The sequence below is a fragment of the Aeromicrobium sp. Sec7.5 genome, from assembly GCF_036867135.1.
Taxonomy (GTDB): Bacteria; Actinomycetota; Actinomycetes; order Propionibacteriales; family Nocardioidaceae; genus Aeromicrobium.
In genome coordinates, this window is the sequence record NZ_JBAJIJ010000002.1 from 87,166 (window position 1) to 105,488 (window position 18,323).

The 18,323-nt window shown below is 71.2% G+C and carries 19 protein-coding genes, 1 tRNA gene and 1 riboswitch; of the genes, 8 read left to right on the forward strand and 12 right to left on the reverse strand.

Annotated elements, in window-relative coordinates:
- Positions 1-24: 24 nt before the first annotated feature.
- The 5 genes from thrC to V6S66_RS13715 all read right to left on the reverse strand — a co-directional run bounded on the left by thrC (position 25) and on the right by V6S66_RS13715 (position 3,621).
- Positions 25-1,320, reverse strand: coding sequence for a threonine synthase (thrC, locus tag V6S66_RS13695; protein ID WP_334207352.1), 1,296 nt, complete (start codon positions 1,318-1,320; stop codon positions 25-27).
- 10 nt (positions 1,321-1,330) lie between these two features.
- Positions 1,331-1,438, reverse strand: a riboswitch (SAM riboswitch).
- A gap of 57 nt (positions 1,439-1,495) precedes the next feature.
- Complete coding sequence (locus V6S66_RS13700; RefSeq protein WP_334207353.1) at positions 1,496-1,966, reverse strand: hypothetical protein; 471 nt, start codon at positions 1,964-1,966, stop codon at positions 1,496-1,498.
- A 10-nt stretch (positions 1,967-1,976) separates the two neighbouring features.
- Positions 1,977-2,786, reverse strand: a complete 810-nt coding sequence (gene otsB / locus V6S66_RS13705; RefSeq protein ID WP_334207354.1) for a trehalose-phosphatase — start codon at positions 2,784-2,786, stop codon at positions 1,977-1,979.
- Positions 2,783-3,319, reverse strand: a complete 537-nt coding sequence (locus V6S66_RS13710; RefSeq protein WP_334207355.1) for a LytR C-terminal domain-containing protein — start codon at positions 3,317-3,319, stop codon at positions 2,783-2,785. The genes otsB and V6S66_RS13710 overlap by 4 nt, the downstream gene beginning before the upstream one ends.
- A 5-nt stretch (positions 3,320-3,324) precedes the next feature.
- Entirely contained in the window at positions 3,325-3,621 is a 297-nt protein-coding gene (locus tag V6S66_RS13715) for a DUF3263 domain-containing protein (RefSeq protein ID WP_334207356.1), read from the reverse strand.
- Positions 3,622-3,700: 79 nt separating this feature from the next.
- Between V6S66_RS13715 and V6S66_RS13720 the strand changes: the two genes are divergently transcribed.
- Entirely contained in the window at positions 3,701-5,146 is a 1,446-nt protein-coding gene (locus tag V6S66_RS13720; protein ID WP_334207357.1) for an alpha,alpha-trehalose-phosphate synthase (UDP-forming), read from the forward strand.
- Entirely contained in the window at positions 5,136-5,720 is a 585-nt protein-coding gene (locus V6S66_RS13725) for a GNAT family N-acetyltransferase (protein ID WP_334207358.1), read from the forward strand. The genes V6S66_RS13720 and V6S66_RS13725 overlap by 11 nt, the downstream gene beginning before the upstream one ends.
- Before the next feature lie 101 nt (positions 5,721-5,821).
- Here the strand turns inward: V6S66_RS13725 and V6S66_RS13730 are convergent, their stop codons facing one another.
- Positions 5,822-7,039, reverse strand: a complete 1,218-nt coding sequence (locus tag V6S66_RS13730; protein ID WP_334207359.1) for an MFS transporter — start codon at positions 7,037-7,039, stop codon at positions 5,822-5,824.
- A gap of 22 nt (positions 7,040-7,061) precedes the next feature.
- Between V6S66_RS13730 and V6S66_RS13735 the strand changes: the two genes are divergently transcribed.
- Positions 7,062-7,760, forward strand: coding sequence for a uracil-DNA glycosylase (locus V6S66_RS13735; RefSeq protein ID WP_334207360.1), 699 nt, complete (start codon positions 7,062-7,064; stop codon positions 7,758-7,760).
- Between the two features lie 9 nt (positions 7,761-7,769).
- A complete protein-coding gene (locus V6S66_RS13740; protein WP_334207361.1) occupies positions 7,770-8,960 on the forward strand; it encodes an AI-2E family transporter in 1,191 nt (396 codons plus the stop codon).
- A gap of 4 nt (positions 8,961-8,964) precedes the next feature.
- Here V6S66_RS13740 and V6S66_RS13745 read toward each other — a convergent pair whose 3' ends face one another.
- Together V6S66_RS13745 and V6S66_RS13750 are read right to left on the reverse strand one after the other, a co-directional pair.
- Positions 8,965-9,861 (reverse strand): dihydropteroate synthase, encoded by an 897-nt coding sequence (locus tag V6S66_RS13745; RefSeq protein ID WP_334207362.1) that lies wholly within the window; start codon positions 9,859-9,861, stop codon positions 8,965-8,967.
- The gene (locus tag V6S66_RS13750; RefSeq protein ID WP_334207363.1) at positions 9,858-10,625 is read right to left on the reverse strand and encodes a dihydrofolate reductase family protein; all 768 of its coding nucleotides are present in this window, start codon (positions 10,623-10,625) and stop codon (positions 9,858-9,860) included. The genes V6S66_RS13745 and V6S66_RS13750 overlap by 4 nt, the downstream gene beginning before the upstream one ends.
- A 137-nt stretch (positions 10,626-10,762) precedes the next feature.
- On the opposite strand from V6S66_RS13750, the gene V6S66_RS13755 reads away from it, so the two are divergent.
- Both V6S66_RS13755 and V6S66_RS13760 read left to right on the forward strand, forming a co-directional pair.
- Positions 10,763-11,566: an enoyl-CoA hydratase-related protein gene (locus V6S66_RS13755; protein WP_334207364.1), complete on the forward strand. Its 804-nt coding sequence runs from the start codon at positions 10,763-10,765 to the stop codon at positions 11,564-11,566.
- 106 nt (positions 11,567-11,672) lie between these two features.
- Positions 11,673-13,499: a phosphoenolpyruvate carboxykinase (GTP) gene (locus tag V6S66_RS13760; RefSeq protein WP_334207365.1), complete on the forward strand. Its 1,827-nt coding sequence runs from the start codon at positions 11,673-11,675 to the stop codon at positions 13,497-13,499.
- An 88-nt stretch (positions 13,500-13,587) separates the two neighbouring features.
- Here V6S66_RS13760 and V6S66_RS13765 read toward each other — a convergent pair whose 3' ends face one another.
- Entirely contained in the window at positions 13,588-14,742 is a 1,155-nt protein-coding gene (locus V6S66_RS13765) for a serine hydrolase domain-containing protein (protein ID WP_334207366.1), read from the reverse strand.
- Positions 14,743-14,798: 56 nt separating this feature from the next.
- On the opposite strand from V6S66_RS13765, the gene V6S66_RS13770 reads away from it, so the two are divergent.
- Both V6S66_RS13770 and V6S66_RS13775 read left to right on the forward strand, forming a co-directional pair.
- Positions 14,799-15,227 carry a DUF6314 family protein gene (locus V6S66_RS13770; RefSeq protein ID WP_334207367.1) on the forward strand — a complete coding sequence of 143 codons (429 nt, stop codon included), beginning with the start codon at positions 14,799-14,801 and terminating at the stop codon, positions 15,225-15,227.
- 4 nt (positions 15,228-15,231) lie between these two features.
- Positions 15,232-15,639, forward strand: coding sequence for a hypothetical protein (locus V6S66_RS13775; protein WP_334207368.1), 408 nt, complete (start codon positions 15,232-15,234; stop codon positions 15,637-15,639).
- A 30-nt stretch (positions 15,640-15,669) separates the two neighbouring features.
- On the opposite strand, the gene egtD is transcribed toward V6S66_RS13775, so the two are convergent.
- The 3 genes from egtD to V6S66_RS13790 form a co-directional block, all read right to left on the reverse strand.
- The gene (egtD, locus tag V6S66_RS13780; protein ID WP_334207369.1) at positions 15,670-16,647 is read right to left on the reverse strand and encodes an L-histidine N(alpha)-methyltransferase; all 978 of its coding nucleotides are present in this window, start codon (positions 16,645-16,647) and stop codon (positions 15,670-15,672) included.
- Positions 16,644-17,921, reverse strand: coding sequence for an ergothioneine biosynthesis protein EgtB (gene egtB, locus V6S66_RS13785; RefSeq protein WP_334207370.1), 1,278 nt, complete (start codon positions 17,919-17,921; stop codon positions 16,644-16,646). Before egtB ends, egtD begins: the two co-directional genes overlap by 4 nt.
- Before the next feature lie 295 nt (positions 17,922-18,216).
- Positions 18,217-18,292 (reverse strand) — tRNA-Thr (locus V6S66_RS13790).
- Positions 18,293-18,323: the final 31 nt, after the last annotated feature.

The window sequence follows — 18,323 nt, forward strand, 5'->3', positions numbered from 1 at the left end:
GCTCCTCGGAACTGGTGGGGGCGCTCAGGCGAGCCGGGCGGCGACGAAGGCGTCGTAGGTCGGGGCGATCGTGGCGGCCGGCCCGACCACGCCCGACACGGCATCGAGGGTCTTGAGGCCGTGGCCGGTGTTGATGAAGACCGTCTCGAGGTCGGGGTCGAGCTGTCCGGTCTCGACGAGCTTCTTGAGCACCGCGAGCGTCGTGCCGCCCGCGGTCTCGGTGAAGATGCCCTCCGTGCGGGCGAGCAGCACGATCGCGTCACGGATCGCCTCGTCGTCGACCTGCTCGATCGCGCCCCCGGTGGCCCGGGCGATGTCGAGCACGTAGATGCCGTCAGCGGGGTTGCCGATCGCCAACGACTTCGCGATGGTGTCGGGCTTGACCGGGCGGATCGCGTCGTGCCCCTCGGCGAAGGCCGTGGCGACGGGGTTGCAGCCCTCCGCCTGGGCACCGAAGACCTTGTAGGGCTTGTCCTCGACCAGGCCGAGCGTGATGAGCTCCTGGAAGGCCTTGTGCACCTTCGTGAGCTGCGAGCCCGACGCGACCGGGATCACGATCTGGTCGGGCAGGCGCCACCCGAGCTGCTCGGCGATCTCGTACCCGAGGGTCTTGGAGCCCTCGGCGTAGAAGGGGCGGACGTTGACGTTGACGAAGGCCCAGCCGTCCTCCTCGCCCGCGATCTCGCTGGCGAGCTTGTTGACGTCGTCGTAGTTGCCGTCGACCGCGACGAGGTTCTCGGTGAAGATCGCCGAGTTGACCTGCTTGGGCGTCTCGAGGTTGCTGGGGATGAACACGACCGTGCGGATGCCCGCCCGGGCACCCGCGGCAGCGACCGCGTTGGCGAGGTTGCCCGTCGAGGGGCAGGCGAAGACCTTGCTGCCGAACTCACGGGCGGCGCTCAGGGCGCACGCGACGACACGGTCCTTGAAGGAGTTGGTGGGGTTGGTGCTGTCGTCCTTGACCCAGAGGCGGGACAGGCCCAGCTCGGCGGCGAGGTTGCGGGCCTCGAGCAGCCGCGTGAAGCCGGGCTCCAGGTTGGGGCTGGACTCGATGTCGTCGGGCACCGGCAGGAGCGCCTTGTAGCGCCAGATGTTGGCGGGGCCCGCCTCGATCTGGGCCCGGGTCACGTCACCGAACCGGTAGGCGATCTCGAGCGGTCCGAAGCACTCGTGACAGGCGTAGTGCGGACCGAGCTCGCGCGTCGCGCCACACTCGCGGCAGACCAGGCCGACGGCGGGACCGAAGGCGCCCTCCCGAAGGACCGGACCGGACGCGGAGCCGGTGGTGGTGGCGTGGGGGGTCGGGACCGTGATGCTCATGGAGCCTCCTCGTTCATCTTCCCCGGATGCGAGCCGGGCCGGACGGAGCACCTGGTCGAGATCCGACTGGTTGCTGGGGCTTCAGCGGGCCGTGTCCCTCCACCCCTCATGATGAGTGGGACAAGCCTACGAACGCGTCTCGCGATGTGTCCAATCGGTCCGGATGGTGGACGCTTCACGCGCGGCGTTCCCGCCGGCGGGATCGACGGGTGCGAGGTGGCGGGTAGCCGCCGTCCGGGAGTCCTGCCAGGCGCTCGAACGGGTTGTAGGAGCCGGGCTCACCCGCGACGGCCCAGGACAGGCCGGCCGCCGCGACGTAGGGGAGCAGCAGGAACGGACCGAGGCACCACGCGTACTGCGTGCAGTGCCGGTCCTCGTGACGCAGGAGCGTCGTGCGCGACGCGAGGTCGTCGAGGTCCCGGGTGCTGAGCACGACGCTGCCCATCGTGAAGGCGCCCGCCCGCGGGAAGTCCCACCGGTAGCCACCGGCGATCCACGTGCCACGACCCCGCCGTCGAATCCGGGCTCCCCCGGCATGCGCGAGCAGCAGTCCCAGCGGGGTCGAGAGGTTGACCCAGTTCACGACGGTCCTGACCCGGGTCCAGGGCGTGTGCGGCAGCACGCCGCTGGTTCCCCGCGCGGCCACCGCGGAGGCCTCAGCCCACCGGGTCGACGACGTCGGCCAGGGTCGTGAGCCACTCGGCCACCCCGTCGGGACCCTCGAGGACCAGGTCCGATCGCGCCACGAGGGCGTCCTGCTCGGTGGAGGCCGAGCAGACCTTGAGGGTCGTGACACCGCGGCTCGCGAGGTCGTCGACCGCGTCGTACGCCGGCAGGTCGCCGAGGTCGTCGCCGGCGAACACGACGGTGTGCACGGCGAGCCCGGCCACGACGTCGAGCAGCGCGTCGCCCTTGGTGATCGAGGCCGACCGGAGCTCGTAGACCTGGCGTCCCGGCTCGAAGGTCAGCTCCAGCGTGCGCGCCAGGTCACGCAGCGGGTCGAGGACGGCCGTGGCGACGTCGGCGCTCAGGCCACGGGTGTGGACCGCGACGGCGAGGCCCTTGTCCTCCACCAGGGCTCCGGGAGCCCCCCAGGCCTCGAGCAGCGCCGGGAGGTCGGCGACCAGACGGTCGACGACCTCGTGACGGTCGGCGCCCTCCACGACGCCGGAGGCCGGCGACCACCGCTCGGCGCCGTACTGACCCCGCACCACGAGGTCACGCAGGCCCGGGTGGGCGTCGAGGTCGCCCAGCTGCCGGACCTGGGCGACCGGGCGTCCGGTGATGATCGCGAGACCGCCCAGGCGCGGTCCGAGTCGGTCGAGCGCGGCGAGCGACCGGGGGTGCACCCCCGCGGCGGTCGGGTCCACGACGATCGGCGCGAGCGTTCCGTCGAAGTCCAGGGCGATCAGGACTCCGGCGGGGTCGTTCGCGACGATCTCGAGCAGGTCGTCGGCAGAGGTCACGACAACGATGATGGACGAGTGATCAGCACGGCCGTCAGCCGGTCGTCCCTCATGCCGTCGACACTCGGTCGAATGCGCGTGATGCCGAGGTCCTGGGCGAGGGTCTGAGCCTGCGCCTCGAGCTGCGGCGGGAAGTACACGGTGTTCTCCGGATAGCGGCCCCCGGTGTCGCCCGTGCGCAGGTCGGGCCAGCCGAGATCGCCCAGGAGGTTGGACGCCTCCGACGCCAGACCGTCGATCGACGTGCCGTTCAGCACCGAGACGCCCGGGCTGCGGTCGACGACCGGCTCCGGCGGCGGGGGCGGGGGCTCGGTGGTGGGAGCTGCCGTGGTGGGAGCGGCGGTGGTCGGCTCCGGTGTGGGCTCCGTGGTGCTGCCCGACGAGGCGACGGGGCCCGGGTCGGAGCCCCGGGTGGCGTCCCACGCGAGCCAGCCGATTCCGGCAGCACCGACCACGACCGCGACGAGGGCGGCGACGATCAGCCAGACCGGCGGGACGAACGCCCGGCGGCTGACCGTGCGACGGTGGTCCATGACGTTCAGACGTCGATGCCGAGCCGTCGTGCCGTGCGCGAGCGCGCCCGGTCGGCGCGCAGCCGGCGCAGGCGCTTGACCAGGAGCGGGTCGAACGCCAGCGCGTCCTCGCGGTCGAGGAGGGCGTTCAGGACCTGGTAGTAGCGGGTGGCGGACATGTCGAACTTCTCGCGGATGGCCTGCTCCTTGGCACCGGCGTACTTCCACCAGGTGCGCTCGAGATCGAGGATCTCGCGTTCGCGATCATCGAGGGCCCCGGCGGGGGTGCCGTGGGTCTCCTGGGATCGGGGCGCAGCGCTCATGCCGCCATGGTAGCGGCGAATGACACCCGTGTCATTCGTTCGGCACGCGTCTGCCACACGGTCTGGCTAGGGTGGGGTCATGGCCTCGGGCAGCGAGAAGTTCGGCAACGCGGAGTTCGTCGTGATCGCCAACCGGCTGCCCGTCGACCGGGTGACCTCCCCGGACGGCACCACGACGTGGCGCACCTCCCCCGGCGGCCTCGTCACCGCGCTCGAGCCCGTCATGCGCCGCAAGGGCGGAGCCTGGATCGGCTGGCACGGCGCCCCCGACGAGAAGCTCCGCCCGTTCACGCACCAAGGCCTCAAGCTCGTGCCGGTCCACCTGTCGGAGTCGGAGGTCGTCGAGTACTACGAGGGCTTCTCCAACGGCACGCTCTGGCCGCTCTACCACGACGTCATCGCGCCCCCCGCCTTCCACCGCGAGTGGTGGGACGCCTACGTCACGGTCAACCGCCGCTTCGCCGAGCGCGCCGCCAAGGTCGCCGCCGAGGGCGCGATCGTCTGGGTGCAGGACTACCAGCTGCAGCTCGTCCCCGCGATGCTGCGTGAGCTGCGCCCGGACGTGAAGATCGGCTTCTTCCTGCACATCCCCTTCCCGCCCACCGAGCTGTTCCAGCAGCTCCCGTGGCGCCGCGAGATCCTCGAGGGCCTGCTCGGCGCCGACCTCGTGGGCTTCCAGCTCAACGGCGCGGCCGGTAACTTCATCCGGCTCGTCCGCCAGCGCGTCGGGCACAAGACCCACCGCGACTCGGTGTACCTGCCCGACGGACGCGTGGTGCGGGCCAAGGCCTACCCGATCTCGATCGATGCGCGCGGCTTCGAGGAGCTGTCGCGCGACCCGGCCGTCGTGGCCCGGGCCGCCGAGATCCGCGAGAGCCTCGGCAACCCCACCACGATCGTGCTCGGCATCGACCGGCTCGACTACACCAAGGGCCTGCGCCAGCGCATCCGCGCGTTCGGCGAGCTCATCACGGCCGGATCGGTGCACCCCGACGACGCGGTCTTCGTGCAGGTGGCCACCCCGTCGCGCGAGCGCGTCGACCAGTACCGGCTCCTGCGCGACGACGTCGAGCGCCTCGTCGGGCGCATCAACGGCGACGTCGGCCGCATCGGCCGCCAGGCCATCACGTACCTGCACGCGTCGTACCCCCGCGAGGAGATGGCGGCGCTGTACCGCGCGGCCGACGTCATGGTCGTCACCCCGCTGCGCGACGGCATGAACCTGGTCGCCAAGGAGTACATCGCGTGCCGCTACGACGAGCGCGGCTCGCTCGTGCTGAGCGAGTTCGCGGGTGCCGCGGGTGAGCTGAAGCAGGCCTACCTCGTCAACCCGTACGACATCAACGGCATGAAGCACGCGATGCTCGAGGCCATCAAGGCCGGCCCCAAGGAGCAGGGCCGCCGGATGAAGGCCTTGCGCAAGCAGGTCATGGAGAACGACATCGACCAGTGGGCCAACGACTTCTTGGTCGAGCTGGCCCCCGAGACCCACACGAAGCGCATGCGCCCGTCGCATGAGCGCTGACCCCTGGCGCGAGCGGCCGGTCCTCCGCGGGGAGCAGGTCACCCTGGTCCCGCTCGAGCCGGAGCACGCCGACGGCCTGTTCGCCGCCGTCGACTCCGACGACGTCTTCCGCTGGCTGCCGGTCTCCCGCCCGGGCGACCTCGGCCAGATGCGGGCCCTGGTCGGCGAGATGCTCATCCGCGAGCCGGTCCAGCTGACCTGGACCCAGACCCTCACCACCACCGGCGAGGTCGCGGGCTTCACGACGTTCTACGACATCGACCCCGCGCAGCGCACCGTCGCGATCGGCTGGACCTGGATCGGTTCACGCTTCTGGCGCACCGGGGTCAACACCGACGCCAAGCTGCAGCTGATGGCGCGGGCGTTCGACGACCTGGGATGCGTGCGGGTCGTGTGGCACACCGACGTCAGCAACGAACGCTCCCAGGCCGCGATCGCCCGGCTCGGCGCGACGCGCGAGGGCCTGCTCCGCAAGCACAAGCAGCGCCCCGACGGCTCCTGGCGCGACACCGTCGTGTTCTCGATGCTCGACACCGAGTGGCCCGCCGCTCGCGAGCGACTCCTCCACCACTGACCGCTCGCGAGAGAGATTGTTGGTGGTCACGAGAGACTTTGTTGTCCCAGATCCGCACAAAGTCTCTCCTCGGCACCAACAAAGTCTCTCGCGAGCGGAACCTAGGTCTTGCGGGTGCGGGCGAGCAGGGTGAGTGAGACGGCGAGGGCCAGCACGGTGGCCGAGAAGGTCACGGCGAAGGCCGGGGTGTGGCCGCCGTCGGGAGCGATACCGGGCACGCCGTCGGCGAGACGGCCGGCGAGCGACGAACCGAGCGCGTAGCCCACACCGGTCGCTCCGGCCAGGAGCGTCATCGCCGTCCCGACCCGGTCCGGCGCGACGATCTGGCCCGCCGTGGCGAACGTGCTGATCATGAACGGAGCCACCGCGAAGCCCAGCAGCGCGATGACCGCCACGAGCTGGCCGACCGTCTCGACGAACAGCAGGGGCGCCGACAGCACCACCAGACCGCTCGCGGCCACGACGAGGCGCTGCGGGTAGCCGATCCGCTCCGGGAGCGCGGCCACCGCGAGCCCCGCGATCGCGCTGCCGATCCCGAGAGTCGCGTGGATCACGCCGGCGAGACCCGGCTGGCCCTCCGCCGTGGCCAGCACCGTGGACCCGGTCTGCGTCGCGCCGAACAGCATCCCGATGAGCAGCTGCGCGGCCGCGAGCGTCAGCAGCACACCCGTCAGGAGGCGACCCGTCGAGGCCACGGCACCCGGATCCGGGCGCGTCAGCGCAGCCGTCGGGTGCAGCGCGAACGCCGACCCGAAGAGGGCCAGCACGCCGGCCGCCAGGAGCAACGCCTCGGAGGGATCGACGAGCACCGCGAGCAGTCCGACCGTGGCCGGGCCCAGGACGAAGGAGAGCTCATCAGCAGCACCCTCGTACGAGAAGGCGGCGTCCAGCAGCCGGCGCCGGTCGCGCGTGCCCACGAGGACCGGGCCCCAGCGCACCCGGGCCAGCGGTCCGATCTGCGGGATCGCCAGCCCCGCCAGGGCCGAGGTCGCGATCACGGCGGGCGACGAGGCACCGCTGTGCGTGACGAGCACCAGGAGCACGAGGCCGGCGCCGCCCGCGAGCGACTGGCCGAGCACGACGGGGCGTTGCCCGGTGCGGTCCGCCAGCGACCCGAAGACCGGCGCACCGATCGCGTTCGCCACGGCGAGCGCACCCGCCGCACCGCCGGCGACGGCATAGCTGCCCGTCGCGTCGCTGACCAGCAGCAGGGTGCCCATCTGGCTCATCGCGAGCGGGACACGGCCGAGGAACGCGATGACGACGTACACCGGTCCCACGGTCCGGACGAGCAGCCGGTAGGACTGCAGAGCACTCACGGCCCGAGGCTACGCTGCCGACGTGCCCCGCCCCCTCGCCGACGTCATCGCGCCCGACTGGGCCGAGGCGCTCGCTCCCGTGAACGACGACATCGCCGCGATGGGCGCCTACCTGCGTGAGGAGATCAGCAAGGGTCGCCGCTACCTGCCGGACGGCGAGCACGTCCTGCGCGCCTTCACCCGGCCCCTCGCCGACGTCCGCGTGCTGATCACCGGCCAGGATCCCTATCCCACGCCCGGGCACCCGATCGGGCTCAGCTTCGCGGTCGCGCCCGACGTCCGGCCGGTCCCCCGGAGCCTGCAGAACATCTACACCGAGCTGCAGTCCGACCTCGGCATCGCACCCGCCGTCCACGGCGACCTCACGCCGTGGGCCGATCAGGGTGTCCTGCTCCTGAACCGCGTGCTCACGGTGCGTCCTGGCAACCCGGGGAGCCACCGGGGCAAGGGCTGGGAACGCGTCACGGAGCAGGCCATCCGGTCCGTGGTCGACCGTGGCGGACCGCTCGTCGCGATCCTGTGGGGACGCGACGCCCAGAATCTCGCGCCGCTGCTGGGTGAGGTCCCGCAGATCGCCTCGCCGCACCCCAGTCCGCTGTCGGCGTCGCGCGGGTTCTTCGGATCCCGACCCTTCAGTCGCGCCAACGACCTCCTCCTCGCCCAGGGCGCGGACCCGATCGACTGGCGCCTCGATCGGGAGTCCTCCCCGCCCCCCAACTAGGGTGAGGACATGAGCGATCGCACCACGTCCCCTCGTCCTGTGAAGGACCGGGCCGTCGTGATCGACCAAGGTTTCGCCGTGCTGCAGCGATGGGCGCTGCGGGCGGTACTGATCTCGGCCGCGGCGTTCATCATCGGGTGGGCCGTCGGACGGACGTGGATGGTCTGGTTCCCCGTCGCGCTCGCGCTGGTCATCTCCACGGTCCTCGCGCCGCCGGTCACGTGGCTGCGTCGCCACGGCGTGCCCGCCCCACTCGCCGCCGGCGCCGTGATGGTCGGCTTCATCGGCATCATCAGCACGACGGTCGCGGTGCTCGCGCCCCAGGTGGCCGGGCAGGCTCCTGACATCGCCGACAAGGCGGTGAGCGGACTGTCGGAGGTCCGCGACTGGCTGCGCGACGGCCCGTTCGGCGTGACCGACGGTCAGATCACCAATGCCATCTCGGCGGTCCAGGAGCAGATCCAGACGAGCGCCTCCGCGATCAGTGCCGGTATCTTCTCGACGATCGGGGTGGCGACCAACGTCGTGCTCAACCTCGTGGTGATCCTGATCCTGACCTTCCTGTTCATCAAGGACGGCCACAAGTTCCTGCCCTGGCTCGGCGCGCTCGCCGGCCGCCGCGCCGGCCACCACACCGTCGACGTCCTCGCGCGGGTGTGGGAGACGCTGGGCGGCTTCATCCGCACGCAGACGCTCGTGTCGTTCATCGACGCGCTCATCATCGGCATCGGACTGCTCATCGTCGGCGTCCCGCTCTGGGTGCCCCTGGCCGTCCTGACGTTCTTCGGCGGGTTCATCCCGATCATCGGGGCGTTCGTCTCCGGCGCGGTGGCGGTGCTGGTGACCCTCGTGACGAACTCCCCGAAGGACGCGCTGATCGTCCTGCTCATCGTGTTCGCCGTGCAGCAGCTCGAGGGCAACATCCTCTCGCCGTGGCTGCAGGGCAAGTCGATGAACCTCCACGCCGCCGTGGTGCTGCTGTCGGTGCTCGCGGGTGGGTCGCTGTTCGGCATCACGGGCGCGTTCCTGGCGGTGCCGGTCGTCGCCACGGTCGCCACCGTGCTGCGCTACCTGAACGAGCAGATCGACGAGAACGTCGACTTCGCCGCTCCACCGGAGGACTCCGAGGTGTCCGAGCGACACCGGCCCGGCGAGCCGGCCGCGGACGCTGGACCCGCCGTGCGCGGCGAGCAGGCCTGACCGCTCAGTCGTCGAAGCCCACGAGGGACATCGCGTCGAGCACGGCACGGACGTGGGGCACCTCGTGGGTGCGGTAGACGCCGGTGCCGCCCAGGTGGGCCAGCACCGCGAAGAAGCCCTCGGCGGTGCGGAACTGGTCCTCGAACACGTCGAAGGCGTGCGGCAGGGAGTGGCACACCGGCGCACCGAGTCGGCGGAGGCGGAACGAGTTCACGAGGGTCGTCGCCTGGTAGCGGGCCCGCGCGGCCGGATCGTGCATCCGGAAGCCGAAGCCGATGCCGGGATCGAGGGCGAGGCTCGGGACACCGAGCTCCTTCGCGCGCTGCATCCGTCGGCCGAAGGTGTCGAGCATCTCCTCGAAGGGGTCGTCCTGGACGTCGCTCCCGTCGAGCGCGCGCGCATGGACGCCACGGATGTGGCAGAGGACCACGGTCGCCTCGTGCTCGGCAGCGAGCGCGAACATTGCATCGTCCTCACCGGAGCCGGTCAGGTTCAGCACCGCGGCACCGGCGGCGAGCCCGACCCGCGCCACCTCGGTGCTGTAGCTCTCGACCGACACGGTGACGCCGTGCTCGACCATCGCCTCCACGACCGGACGCAGGGAGTCCAGCTGCGCCTCCGGGTCGACGTCCGCGGCGGACGGACGACTCGACTCCGCCCCCACGTCGACGACGTGCGCACCCTGGGCGACCTGGACCTGCGCCTTACGCAGCGCCGATGCGGCGCTCACGGCGATGCTCTCGCGGTAGGCGGAGTCGCGCGAGAGGTTGACGACCCCCATCAGCACGGGCTCGCGATCGGTGTCGATCGTCCGGGGGCCGACCCGGAGCCGGTCGACGGGGTGGCCCAGGTCGTCGGCGTGCCGCGCGGCGAGCGCGGCCAGCCGCTCGAGCCAGGTCACGGCGCCGAGAGCAGGTAGCGGGTCATCAGGAAGTGGTCGCCCACGAGCACGCTCGCGAGCTCGGCGCGCACCGCCTCGGGGAGCAGCGGCGTGGAGGGCGAACCGTCCGTGCCCACGAACATCGGTGACACCGTGATGTCGGCCTCGTCGACGACCCCGGCGGCCAGCATGTCGCGCAGGAGGTGGGGCCCACCCTCGCAGACGACGTGGCCCAGCCCCCGATCGGCGAGTGCCGCGAGGATCGCCGCGGGCTCGAGCTCCGGCAGGGTCACGACGTCGACCCGCCCATCGGCGACCTCGGTCGCCTCGGGCGTGGCCGAGCCATCGGTCAGCACCAGGGGTCGGTGGGTCGACTCCGACCACACCGGCAGGTCCCACGGCAGGTCGAGCGAGCGGCTGACCACGGCCAGGACGGGAGCCGGCAGCTGGCCGGCGGCCCGCCTCGCCTCCTGGTCGTCGTCCTTGGCCGTCATGGGCGTGTACTGCTCGGCCCGCACGGTGCCGGCACCGACGAGCACCGCGTCGGCGCGACACCGTACCTCGCTGAAGACCAGTCGGTCGGCGTCCGACGACACCGATCCGCTCACTCCGTCACCGCCGGCGGCGGCGCCGTCGAGGGTCGTGGCCATCATCGCCCGCACCCAGCGACGCCCGTCGGGCCAGCGGTAGAGATCCGTGAGGTCGGCGGTGTCGACGGGCCGGCCCGTGAGGCCCGCCCCCCACATCGCTCGCAAGGGTGTGGGCTGGGCGCCGGGGGACGTCATCGCACCAGCCTAGGCGCGGCCGCCAGGAACCTGCGGGCAGCGCGGGCACCTGGAGCCTGCTCGCAGGGCCGAGCCGGTGCGTCGCGGACCGCCGTGCGGACCGTACGGTCACCACTGACTGCGCTAAGGTGCCTCGTATGGCTCAGATCACTCCTGGCACCCGTTCCGGCGACGCGGTCGGCTGGACCGTCGACCACGGGGTCCTGACCCTCTGGCTCCGTCGAGGGGCGACGCTGAACGCGATCAACACCGAGATGCTCGAGGATCTCGCCGACGTCGCCCTGCAGGCCACCGAGCACGGTGCGTCCGTGATCGCCCTGCGCGCCGAGGGTCGTGGCTTCTGCTCGGGCGCCGACATCGGCGGCGAGCCCAGCACCGAGGCCGGCCCGCCCCAGACCGACACGATCGTGGCCGGTGAACGCCTGGTGCGAGCCCTGACGACCTCGCCACTCCCGGTCGTCTCGGCCGTGCAGGGTCCGTGCGCCGGCATCGGCGTGCCGCTCGCGCTGGCAGCCGACCTCACCCTGGCCAGCGACCAGGCCTTTTTCATGCTGGCCTTCACCAAGATCGGACTCATGCCCGACGGTGGCGCCAGCGCGCTCGTCGCCGCCTCCGTCGGCCGCGCCACCGCGATGCGCATGGCGCTGCTCGCCGAGCGCGTCACGGCCGAGGAGGCCGCGGCGCGCGGGCTGATCGCGTCGGTCTCCCGGGCCGACGTGTTCGACGCCCACGTCAACGACGTCCTGGCCCGGCTGGCCAGCGGGCCCTCCGTCGCCTACGCCCTCACCAAGCGCGCGATCAACGACGCCACCCTCGGCAGCCTCGACCACGCCTTCACCGCCGAGCTCGAGGGTCAGGCCGGCCTCCTGGCCGCCGGCGACTTCGTCGAGGGCACAGCGGCATTCCGCGAGAAGCGCACCGCGGTCTTCACCGATCGCTGATCCGGAGGCCCCCGACGCTGCTGGGCACGCCGTCGCCCGGATGTGGCACGATGCCCTGCAAGGTGCCCGAGGATGGCGCCCTGCCAACGAGAGGAACCCACGGGCGATGACCGACGTCGACGCAACTCTGGACGCTGCCGGACTCACCAACACGCACGTCCGCGAGTACGTGAAGCACTGGTTCGAGACCACGGGCGCCGAGCGCCTCGAGGTCGTGAACGCCAGTGACGACGACCGCCTCGTGGCCGAGGCGGTCGAGGCCGGAGAGCTGCTCCCGGTCGGCGAGGGACGCTACTACTCGCGCTCCTACTTCAAGGACACCGCTCGCGCCGAGGAGCGCACGATCGTCGCCACGAGCGACGAGAACGACAAGGGCATCTACAACAACTGGCGCCCCGCGGCCGAGATGAAGGACAAGCTCGTCGGCCTCATGACCGGTGCGTCCGCCGGCAAGACGATGTACGTGATCCCCTACCTGATGGCACCCCCCGGCTCGCCGCTGGAGAACTTCGCCGCCGGCGTCGAGCTCACCGACAACCGCAACGTCGTCATGCAGATGATCCGCATGGCCCGCGTCGGCGTCGACCACATCAACGATCTCGGCGACTCGTTCGTGCGCGCCGTGCACGTCACGGGCGATCTCCCGAACCTGGGCCAGGGCACCCCCGACGACCAGCGCTACTTCGTGACCGTCGCCGACGAGCGCACGATCTTGCACTACGGCTCGTCCTACGGCGGAAACGCGCTGCTGGGCAAGATCGCCCACGGCCTGCGCCAGGGCTCCTACGACGGCTGGAAGAACGGCTTCCTGGTCGAGCAGTTCATGCTGCTTGGCGTCGTCGACAAGGAGACCGGCAAGAAGTACCACATCTGTGGCGGCTTCCCGTCGGCCTCGGGCAAGACGAACCTCGCCATGACGCTCGCGCCCGACGCCCTGGGCGATCGCTACCACGTCGAGTTCTACGGCGACGACATCGCCTGGCTCTGGGTCGGCGACGACGGCAAGCTCTACGGCATGAACCCCGAGAACGGGGTCTTCGGCGTCGCCAAGGACACCAACGAGAAGACCAACCCCACCGCGGTCGACTCCATCGTCGAGGGCACGGGCGCGATCTTCACCAACGTCGCCTACAACGCCAAGACCCAGGAGGTCTGGTGGGAGGGCAAGGGCCCCAAGCCGACCGACCTCGACGGCTGGGAGGACTGGAAGGGCGACCTGATCGCCGACCGGGCCGACGACGAGGTCGACGCCCCGTGGGCGCACCCCAACAGCCGGTTCACCACGACGCTCGCCAACGTCCCCAACGTCGCGAAGGACTTCGAGGACCCGGCGGGTGTCGAGATCCACGGCATCATCTTCGGCGGCCGCACCCGTGACCGCGAGCCGCTCGTGCGCGCGATCCACGACGTCGCCGAGGGCGTGTACGACGGCCTGACGCTGGGCGCCGAGGCGACGGCCGCGGCCGACGGCCTGGAGGGCGTGCTGCGGTACGACCCGATGTCGATGCGTCCGTTCATGTCCTACGCCGAGGCCGACTACGCGGCGCACTGGCTCGAGGTCATCGGCCGCGCCACCACGAAGCCGATCTTCGCGCACGTCAACTGGTTCCAGCGCGGCGACGACGGCCGCTTCCTGTGGCCCGGCTACCGCGAGAACCTGCGTCCGCTCGTGTGGCTCATGCAGTACATGAACGGTGAGGTCGAGGGCACGAAGACCCCGGTCGGCGTGATCCCGAAGCGCGAGGAGCTCCTGCTCGACGGTCTCGACGAGCAGGGTCTCGCCGACCTCGACACGGTCCTCACGATCGATCTCGATCGCTGGAAGCAGGAGATGGGCCACCGCGAGAAGCACCTCGCGCAGTTCGACGGCCTGCCCGAGGAGATCTGGGAGGCCCACCGTCGCGTGGTGGCCGACCTGGACGCCGCCGAGTAGCCAGCGCACTCAGCACCGACGCCGTGGGGCGGGCCCGATCATCGGGCCCGCCCCACGGCGTTCTGCTGTCGGCTGCTCCGTCAGCCGGTCACTCCGCGTGCACGGCGGAGAAGAACGACGCGACGTAGTCGGCGCCGGTCGTGCCGCCCATGCCGTGCTGGGTCAGGATCACGGCGCCGACGCCGACGGTCGGGTCGACCCAGAGCGACGCGCCGGTGCCGCCGTGCCAGCCGAAGCGGCCCGCGTGCGATCCAGGGAACTGTGGCTCGAGGTCGACCGCGACACCGTGGCCCCATCCCAGCGCCGGCCCGAGATCCGCCTGGGCCATCGGCCGCGCCCCGGGGCTCAACCGGTCCTGGCTCAGGTGCTGGACCGCCGAGGCCGGCAGCACCCGGCCACCCGGAGCGTCGCCCTCGTCGAGCAGGAGCTCGACGAAGCGCGCGAGGTCCGCCGCCGTCGAGAGCAGCCCGGTGGCGGACGACCGGAAGGCGGGGAGCTCGAGGAGGCTGGGGTCGGCGACGGGAGCAACCTCGACCCGCTCACCGGCCCGGTTCGGGAAGTACTGCGCCGGCACCCGGTCGAGCTGGGACGGGCTCACGCGCCACCCGGTCTCGGCCATGCCGAGCGGATCGAGCAGGCGCTTGGCGAGCAGCTCGTCCAGCGTTGTCCCGCTCGCGCGCTCCAGCACGACGGTCAGGAGGTCGTACGACATCTGGTAGAGCCAGCCCTCCCCCGGCTGGTGCGCCATGGGCACGGATCCGAGGCGCCTGACCCACTCGTCGGGATCGAGCGGACTCGGCTGCCAGGTCGACTCCAGCTCCTGGTCGACCTGCGCTCGCTGGAGCGGCGTGCCCTCCAGGGCCGGCCCCCACCCGAGTCCGGCGCCCATCTCGAGGACGTCGCGCACCGTCAGCGCGCGCGACGGGGGCACGACGTCGTCCAGCTCCGTGTCAGGCGCGCGCAGGACCTGGCGGTCGGCCAGCTCCGGCACCCACCGGTCCACGGGGTCGTCGAGGCCCAGCACGCCGTCGTCGACGAGTGCTGCTGCCAGGACCCCGATGATCGGCTTGGTCAGCGACGCCACCCGGAAGATCGAGTCGTCCGAGTACCGTCCCATCGACTCGACGTGGACGGCGCGATGGTCACCGGAGCCCGTCACGATCGCCCACGTCGCGCCCGGGATGTCGTCGTTCGCGGTGAGCCCGGCCACCTTGCTGCGGACGCGGTCCTCGAGTTCAGTCATGACTCCATGCTGGCAGCGACTTGACCTCAGCGCGTCACGACGAGCAGGCTCGCCGGGTGACTGCCACCGACCCCCGTGACCTCGCGGGCCGCTGGCGCTTCGATCGTGACGTCGCCGACCGCCTCGGACCGGCCCGTCACGTCACCGGCACGAGCGAGCTCGCCGTGGAGGACGACGGTCGGGTCTCGTGGAGCGAGACCGGCACCATGACGTGGGAGGACGGCGAGACGCCGGTCTTCCGGCACCTCTTCGTGGAGCAGCGCCCGGACGGCTGGTGGGTCACGTTCGACGACGGCCGCGACTTCCATCCCTGGTCGGTGGGCCAGTCGGTCGTGCACCCGTGCGGCGCCGACACCTACGAGGGGCGGATCGACGTCACCGCACCCGACGCGTGGACCGTCGTCTGGGTCGTGTCCGGCCCCGCGAAGGACTACACGATGACGACCCGCCTGACCCGCGACGTGGACGAGACTCGCCTAGCCTGACGCCATGCGCAGGATCGGAGCCGGGACCGCCGTGCTGCTCGTCGCCCTGCTGGGCGGGTGCAGCGAGGGCAGCGTCGCCCGCGACACCTACCGGGGCCTGCCTCCCGGTGTCGAGGTGGAGGGTCCCGTCCTGTCCCCCGAGCCGATGCTGACCTGGCTCGAGGACGGCGCAGCCTTCGCGATCACGACGTGGGGCAGCTCCAGCTGCCCTCCGGTGGCCGTCGAGACCGAGTCGGATCGCCAGAGCGTCACGGTCGTCTTCGAGGATTCCGACAACGACGCGTGCACGGCAGACCTGGGTCCGACGTCCCACGAGTTCGACGTGACGGACTCAGTCGCCGACGACCCGAGCGTCTCCGCGCGCTTCAGGTCCGGGACGACCGAGCGCACCTACTCGCTGACATCGCCGTGATGCAGCGCCACGCCCTGCTCCGGGCGAGATTCAGCCCTCGCGGCGGGCCAGGGTGAGGGCGAAGTCGCCGTCGGTCCAGAGGTGCTCGACGGCGAAGCCACCCTCGGCGAGCTCACGACGCAGCTTCTCGGGTCGGAACTTGGTGGAGATCTCGACGCGGATCTCCTCACCGGCCGCGAGCTCGACCACCAGGTCGGCGCCGGGGAGCGTGACCAGCTGCGGCGACTCGGCTCGCAGCCGCATGTCGATGCGCTCCATCGCCGGGTCCCAGAACGGCACGTAGCTGAAGGCCTCCAGGTCGAAGTCGGCGCCAAGCTCGCGGTTGAGGACCGTGAGGCTGTTCAGGATGAACTGCTCCGTGACGCCGGCGGAGTCGTGGTACGCCGCGACGAGGCGGTCGGCCTCCTTGACCACGTCGGTGCCGAGCAGCAGCCAGTCGCCCGGTTCGAGCGAGTCGGCGAGGGCTCCGAGGAACGCGGCCCGCTCCTCGACGTAGAAGTTGCCGATCGTGCCGCCGAGGAAGGCCACGAGCTTGCGATCGCCCGTGGGCAGGTGCCCCAGGTGCAGGGTGAAGTCGCCGGCGAGAGGCTCGACCGACAGCTCGGGGTAGCGCTGCGACAGCATGACCGCGGCCTCGCGCAGCGTGGCCTCGCTGACGTCGACCGGCACAAAGCGGCGCAACGATCCGCCAGCGTCGAACGCGTCGAGGAGGGTGCGGGTCTTGTCGCTGGTGCCGCTGCCGAGCTCGACGACCGTCGGGGCGCCCGTGATGCTCGCGATGTCGGCCGCATGCTCGCTGAGCAGGCTCCGCTCGGCCTCGGTGGGGTAGTACTCGGGCAGGCGCGTGATCTGGTCGAAGAGGACGGAGCCGTGGTCGTCGTACAGCCACTTCGGCGGCAGGGTGCGCGGCGCCGAGCCCAGGCCACGGCGCACGTCGGCGACGAGACTGCTCGACGCTCGGTCCGGGTCGAGCACCACTCGCACTGCGGGATCGGGTCGTTCGCTCATCGGGGGACTCCTCCATCGGCCAGCCGGACACCCGTCATGGGCCACCGGGCGCCCGCGGGGAAGAAGTTGCGGTAGGTGTGCCGGGCGTGCCCGGGCGGCGTGATGGCCGACCCGCCGCGCAGGACCATCTGGCCCGACATGAACTTGCCGTTGTACTCGCCGATCGCACCATCGGGGGCCGAGAAGCCGGGGTACGGCAGGTAGGCCGAGGCCGTCCACTGCCAGGCGTCGCCGTGCGCCTGCCGCAGATGGCCCGTGGCGGGACCGGCCGACGTGGCGTGCAGCGTGGGGGCCGTGCCCTGCGCCGGCGCAGGCTGCGCGCCGTCGGACACGACGGCGTGCTCCCACTCGGGCTCGGTGGGCAGGCGCATGCCGCGCCACGTGGCGTAGGCGTCGGCCTCGTAGTGGCTGACGTGCGTGACGGGAAGACCGGGATCGACCGGGTGGGTGCCGTGCAGGGTGTGCTCGGACCACACGCCGTCGTCGTGGCGCCAGTAGAAGGGCGACTGCCACTGCTCGGTCTTGACCTTGGCCCAGCCGTCGGAGAGCCAGAGCTCGTGCCGCTGGTAGCCGCCGTCGGCCATGAACTCCATCCACTCGCCGTTGGTGACGAGGCGGTCGGCGACGCGATAGGGCTCGAGCCAGGCCCGGTGGCGTGGAAGCTCGTTGTCGAAGCTGAATCCACCACCCTCGTGGCCGACCTCGACCAGGCCACCCTCGACGTCGACCCAGCCCATCGCGTCGGGCTCGGACCGCGGCGTAGGCGTTCCCCCGTAGACCGGGCGGAGCGGGTTGACCGAGAGCACGTGCTTGATGTCCATCAGCAGCAGCTCTTGGTGCTGCTGCTCGTGGTGGAAGCCCAGCTCGATCGTGGATCCGAGCTTGTCGAGCGTGCCGCCGTCGACGGTGCTGATGAGCTCGCGGACACGGGCGTCGACGTTCTGCCGGTACTGGCCGACGTCGTGCGCACCGGGCCGGGTGATGGCGCCGCGCTCGGCGCGGGTGTAGCGCGGCCCGACGGCCTCGTAGTAGCTGTTGAACAGGAACCAGTACTGGTCCTGGAACGGGGCGAAATCCTGCTCGACCTCGGCCAGCAGGAAGGTCTCGAAGAACCAGGTGACGTGCGCACGGTGCCACTTGGTGGGCGAGACGTCGGGCATCGTCTGGACCGTCTGGTCCTCCGGGGAGAGGGGGTCGGCCAACAGCTCGGTGTGGGCTCGCACCTGGGCGAAGCGCGCCTCGAGCTCGGCGGGGTCCCACCGCAGTTCCGTCATCCTCGACTCCTCGTCTCGGTCGACCTCCACGATAGGTGCGGCCACCGACAGCCGCACGGCGCCTGGGTCCCACCCGACAGAAGTTCACCGAGTTCTCACGTTCGGCCCGACGCGGCCGTCCAGGGCTTCGAGGCTCGGGCGCCAGAGCGCCCTCGCACCTCAGCCACCGGTGGTGGGTGTGGAGCCCCCGACAGGAGTCGAACCCGCGACATCTTCTTGACAAGAGAAGCTCCCTGCTGGAGCCCCCGACAGGAGTCGAACCCGCGACATCTTCTTGACAAGAGAAGCTCGCTGCTGGAGCCCCCGACAGGAGTCGAACCCGCGACATCTTCTTTACAAGAGAAGCGCTCTACCAACTGAGCTACAGGGGCGCGCGGCCGGAGCCACGCTGCAAGGCTAGTC